General features: G+C 62.9%; 2 protein-coding genes and 1 pseudogene. All 3 read right to left on the bottom strand.

The features are described from left to right. A pseudogene (locus EN984_RS19765) lies at nt 1-190 on the bottom strand (lytic transglycosylase domain-containing protein); the annotation flags it as partial. 26 nt (nt 191-216) lie between these two features. Further along, nucleotides 217-588, bottom strand: coding sequence for a hypothetical protein (locus EN984_RS19760; protein ID WP_127270682.1), 372 nt, complete (start codon nt 586-588; stop codon nt 217-219). Between the two features lie 60 nt (nt 589-648). Next, nucleotides 649-5,811: a DUF5801 repeats-in-toxin domain-containing protein gene (locus EN984_RS19755; RefSeq protein WP_206517445.1), complete on the bottom strand. Its 5,163-nt coding sequence runs from the start codon at nt 5,809-5,811 to the stop codon at nt 649-651. Between the last annotated feature and the right edge of the window lie 55 nt (nt 5,812-5,866).

Raw genomic sequence — 5,866 nt, 5'->3', positions numbered from 1 at the left:
CCTTGAAAGCCTGCCGGGTCCACTCCGTGGCCGGATCACAGCGCACCGGTTGCTTCAGTCCGGACGAAAGCTGTGGTTTCACGGATGGTCGTTCCAGCCAGTTGGCACTGGCCGGCGTGACCGTTTGGACAAAGCCAAACAACACGATCGCACCCGCGACCGCCTTCAGGAAGGATCCGTCGGCTGTCATGATGGCCAACAGGCGTGGCTATCCGGTCAGTGCATGTACTCGACCATGCGATCGTGAAAACACTCGCATTTGTTGAGGTAGTCTTCGTCCTTGTAGTTCGTCTTCAGGTAGCCATAGGCCTTGCCGCAAGCGACCTTGGCCTCCGACGCCCAGACGAAGACGGGCCGCGACGAGTTGATCCACTCCGAGCTGTTGGCGACGGCAACCGACTCGTCCATCAACTTCACAACCTCCTGCTTCAGATCGACGATGTTGTCGTTCAGCACCAGGTTGGAGGTGCCGACGACACGGCAATAGTCGCCCGTCGGACCGTCGATGATGTCGGCGGCATACCCCGTCGACCCGACTGCCAGCAACAGCGTCGCAGCGGAAACAAGCAGTCTTGCAGAACGTTTCATATTGAGCTCCCCTAGATATTAGCGACGTATAACATAGTCGCGTGGTTGTGCGCTATGGCGTTACACCACGTTTGCCGTTGTCTGATGCTGGGTTATGCCATCGTCGTAGAGCAGCGTGATCGTGTTGGCCGCGGGGTGGTTCGTGAGTTCCGCCACTTGGACAAAATTGGCCGGATCTCCCGATCCGCTCGTGTCGACACTCAGCACGCCGGTCCCTGCGTCGTAATTCACGAAGTCGCCGATGTCGCCGCCGCCAGGAGCCGTGTCGAACAGCGCGGTCAGATCGATCTTGTCGCCCTCGCCACCATTGAAGTCGGTGATGAGATCTTTGATGTCGAGATGATCGAGCTTGAACGTGTCGGCACCAGTGCCTCCGGTAAGCGTGTCTTGGCCGAAGCCGCCGACGAGAGTATCGCTGCCGCCTCCGCCGTTCAGTGTGTCGGCGCCAAGACCGCCTGCGAGATAATTGTCGCCGGCGTTTCCAGACAGGTAGTCATTGCCCGAGCCGCCGATCAATCCCTCAATACCCGAGAGAGTGTCACCGGTGGCATCGCCGCCGCCGATCGTACCAGGCCCCGGATTGGTGAATGTCACCGGCGCCCCGGATGCATGTCCGTCGTCGGCCAGATGGATCGAAACCGCCGCCACACTGCCCGTATAGTCGGCAATGTCGGTTCCGGCACCGCCCGAGATCGTATCGGCATGCGTGCTGCCGGCGATAACGTCGTTGACCGTTCCGGCAAAGCCGGGAAGGGTGAAGTTGCCGGAACCGTCGCCTGCGACCACGTGGATGCTCACAGGCTGCGTCGCGGTCGTATCGCCATCATGGTCTGTCGCAGAGACCAGGAACTGCAGGTTCAAGTCGGACGGCAGGATGTTCTGCGATATGTCGACGGCCGCCAACCTCATTTTCGCATCGGCATTGCCGGTTATCGAAATCACGTTGAAATCGATCGTCGGGTCGATGATGAGATGTCCATTCACCACCGTCGCCGTTCCATTCTGGGTCTGGTTGGTGACGGAATTGGTCGCCGTCCATGAGACCGAACCAGAGCCATTGTTCACATTGAAATCGAGACTGCCTATGAACTTCGGATTGAGAGTCGGCGCGTCATTGCCGGCTGTCGCGGAGGTGTGGAACTCCATGGTGAAGTTTTCATTGGGGTCGATGAACTGGTTGTCAACGCCGAAGCCTTGCGTGGAAGAGTTGACGCCGTTGCCGTTACCGGTGAATTCGATCAGGCCGTTCGGAGTTTCGAGGAACGGCGTCGGACCACCCGGGCTCAGCCCTGTGAGCGTCTGCGTGACGGTCGTGGCGGCCTGCGGCGTGACGAGATCGAACTCATAGGTGCCATCCGGCCTTACCGTCAGGGAGAACACTTCGGTCACGCCCGAATTCCCGTGAAGGACCGTTGTGCCATCCGCCGCGGTCGTCGTGCTGTAGGTGATCCCGGTGATCGCAGGTCCGGTGATGTTGAAATGATCGAGGCCATCGGCACCCGCCGCCAGCGAGAAGACCCCTGAGACCGATCCAACCTCATTTGGCATTGTGCCCGAGGTGAAGGAATTTAGCGTCGGGCCGTCATCGAGGAAGGTCAGGTTCTGGCCGATGTTGAGCGTCGCAGCCGAGCTGTCGCCGTCCTTGTCGGTGATCGTTGCCGTCAGCGTCACCAGATTGTCGGCATTCAGGCTGACCGGCTCGTTCGGGTTGGCCGTCGGATGGACGACCGCACGCTGCTGGTCGAGCGTCACATTGCCCGACGCATCGGTGGTGACCGTGAACACGATCGCGCCGCCAATACCCGCACGGCCAACCACCTGGCCGGCTTCGAGGCTCAGCACCACGGCCTGGCCGCTCGCCGTGTCGACCAGACCGGTCGCTCCGGCATTGAAGCCAAGCGCATAGGTGATCGCACCAGCGCCGTCGGCGCCATAGCTCGACGTGAAGGCACCGGCGAAGCTCTGCGTGTCGTTGGTCGCGAGGACCGTCTCGTCGACCGTCAGCGAGTTGCTGGCGCCAGGCGCAGAGATCGTCGGCACATCGTCAATGATGTCAACAGAGATGGTCGAGGTCGAGCTGTTGCCGAAGCTGTCGGTCACCGTGTAGGTGAACATGTCTTTGCCGGGCTCCGTCGCGGCGCCGTTGTCGGTAGCAGGCGCCGTCGTGAAGGGCGTGGTTAGCGTGTAGGTATAGTGGCCGTCCTGATCGATCTGCAGCACGCCGTAGGTGCCCTGCACAGTCACCGGGCTGCCGCCGACAGCCGATGACGTGGCCCCGGCGATGTTGGTTACATGCGGGCTGTCCGGATCGCCGAGCGTCAGCGTTCCCGTAACAGTCTCGGCCGTGCTGGACGGGTTCGTGCCCGTCACCGTCCCATGGTCGATGTCGTCACCTGTCGTGCTGGTGTCCAGCGCTGCCTCGTCAACCGTCAGCGTTACCGCAACCGGCTGCGGCGTGCCGCTCGACACGGTGATTGTCAGTGTCGAGGGCGAGGTGTCACCGTCGCCGTCAGTGATGGTGTAGTTGAAGATGTCGACGCCCGACGCGTTCGGGTTGGCGTGATAGCTGTAGCCGCCATTGGCATCGACCGTCAGCACGCCATAGGTGCCTGTCACCGTGCTGCCCGCAACATTCGTCCAGGCAATCGAGGCGATGCCGTCGGCGCCGGCCGTATCGTTGGTCTCGACATTACCCACAACTGTCTGGCCAGACTGCGCCACATCGATATCGGAACTCGCCGTCGGCACGTCGTCGGACACCGTCACATTGACCGTGCCGGTCGCCTGGTCGCCGTCGCTATCGGTGGCAACCACGCCGACTTGGCCCAGATTGACCAAGTCGTCGAGATTGATGCCGGGATGGGCATCGTAGTTGTTGTTCAGCGTCGCCGTCACCGTCGCCACATTGTTGGCAACCGACAGATCGAGCGTCACCACGGTCACGGCGCCGTCCTTGCCGACGACCTGGGTGTCCGACACCCGGGTCCAGGTCAGGTTGGCGCTGTTCAGCCCGCTCAAATCGGTGCCGAAGGCGATCGAGGCGATTGCATCCGAGCCCGGCGTGAAGGTGATCGAGTTCAAGGCGGAGTCCGGACCGGCCGGCGTCGAGCCGTCGCTCAGGTTCTGGTCGTCAAGCGCCAGCGTGATCGGAGCCCCAGCAACCGGGCCTGCGCCGTCGGTGATCGTGAAGGCGATGTTGGCCGTCGACGTGTCGAGGTCGCCGTCCGTCACCGTATAGGTGGCGTTGACCGCAACCGGACCCGAGCTGTTGTCGACCGAGGCATCCGGCGTGAACGCGTAGGACCCGTCCGCCTTCACCTGGATGCTGCCGGCGCCGATGTCGATCGACTGCGAGTAGCCCGTGCCGGGATCGAAGGCCAGCAGCGTGCCGTTGACATGCGTCACCGTCGCGCCGTCAGCGCCAGCAACGAAGTCCAGTGTTCCCGTCACCACCGGAGCACCTTCCGCAACCGCCTGCGAGGCTTCATTCGCTGCCGCCGGCACATCGTCGACTATTTTGACGGAGAGCGTGGCGTTGGCGCTCTGCAGATCCTGGTCGGTCAACGTGACGGTGAAGTTCTCGAACAGGTCGTTGGTGCCCTGGACGGCGGCATGCGCCTCATTGTCGAGCAGCGTATAGATGTAGCTCACCTGGCCGGTAGCGGCATTGTAAGCCGTCACATTGAGCGTGTTGCCAAATGCGGTGGTGAAGGAGCCCGCCGTGAACACGCCATTGGTAATGAAGGCGTTGCCGTCGATCGCCAGTGAGTTGATGCCGTCGGGAGAGGAGACGGTGAAGGTGCCGGCGCCGGTCTCGGCCGTGCTTGCCGGATCGGACCCAGGCCCGCCCGGCGTGCCGATATTCAACGCCGCCTCGTTGACGACGACGTCGCCGCCGATGGCCTCCGGCGTCAGGTCGGTGATCACAGGCGTCGAGTTGCCGATCGAAATCGTCAGCGTGGTGTGCGAGGTGTCGCCGTCGCCGTCCTTGATCGTGTAGGTGAAGACATCGTTGACGCCGCCGGGCGTGCCGGCAGCGCGCACATAGCTGTAGGAGCCGTCCGCCAGCAGTGTCAGCGTGCCGTAGCTGCCCTGGATCGGCGCGTTCAGCGTGGCCGCATTGTCGACATCGGTGTTGGTGTTGCCGGCCTGCACGCCAACCACAGTTGCGCCATCGGCGCCCTTGGTGTCGGCAACCCCGTCCGTCGCGTTGGCGTCGCCGGCATCTGTTCCGCCAACCAGTACATTGCCTGTCGCCGGGCCAAACTGGCCGGCCGCGATGCTGTCGGTATCGGCAACCGCCGTCGGCACGTCATCGACGATGGCGACGGCAAAGGTGGTGCTGGCCGAATCGCCGTCAACGTCCGTGACTGTGATGCTGAAATTGTCCGGAACCGTGTCGTTGGGATCGAATCCGTTCGTCTGATTGGGATGAGCGACTGATTCGGTCACCGTGTAGTTGTATTCGATGGCACCGGTGCTCGGATTGAAGGAGACGATCGTCAGGAAGCCGAAATCGCCCGGGATCTGCTGGCCGACGCCGGTGACGGTGACGCCGTTGATGACGATCGAGCCAATTCCATCCGGCGCGTCGATGCTGATCGTTCCGATGCCGGAGGTCTCGGCGTTGCTTGGCGCGTCGCTGCCGGGAGATTGTGTCTGGCCGCCATTGAGGCCGGTTTCACTGGCCGCTTCGGTCGGGGCAAGCAAGGACGTGGCCGTCACTGAAACCTGCCTGTCGACGATGGACGGGAACAGTTCGCGCCGCTCCAGGAGTCCGAACTGCAAGGCAGTCGGCGGCAGCAGTGCCGACAGGTCGAACCCGTCGCCGATACCGCCGGGGGGAACCGAGAAATCTCCGCCTGCGCTTGAATTCGAACCGCCAGGACCGGCCGACATGGAACCGTCGGCGCCGAAGGCGACATCGACATGGCTGGCTTCCAGCGCTGCCAGCAGCGCAACGCGCGGCACCTCGACGTCGCCGATGATGAAGGTCGGCACGTTGAGGGCGCCGTCCTTGATCACGATCACCGAGCCGTCGGCCTGTTCGAGCAGAAGGTTTTGGCCGTCGACCTTGATGTTGTCGATGGAAGCGTTGGCCGGAAGCCTCACCACATGGCTGGCGTCGGCTACATATTCGGGCGGCGCGGCTGCCGGCGGTGCCTTTGCTTCCGCGGGGGCTTCCGGCTTGGCAGGCGCTCCGCCGCCGACATCGACCGGCACCGGTTCGGACGCTGCCGGCGCGGGCTGCGTCGAATTTGCCTGTGCGACCCGGATC

This window comes from Mesorhizobium sp. M7A.F.Ca.CA.004.12.1.1 (genome assembly GCF_003997835.1).
Classification (GTDB): Bacteria; Pseudomonadota; Alphaproteobacteria; order Rhizobiales; family Rhizobiaceae; genus Mesorhizobium.
Note: the sequence above shows the minus strand (reverse complement) of the source record. Positions and strands in the feature narration are given on the sequence as shown.

What these genes read in the sequence shown, in the direction of transcription:
- EN984_RS19760 (WP_127270682.1), bottom strand. Translation starts at nt 588, where the DNA reads ATGAAACGTTCTGCAAGACTGCTTGTTTCCGCTGCGACGCTGTTGCTG.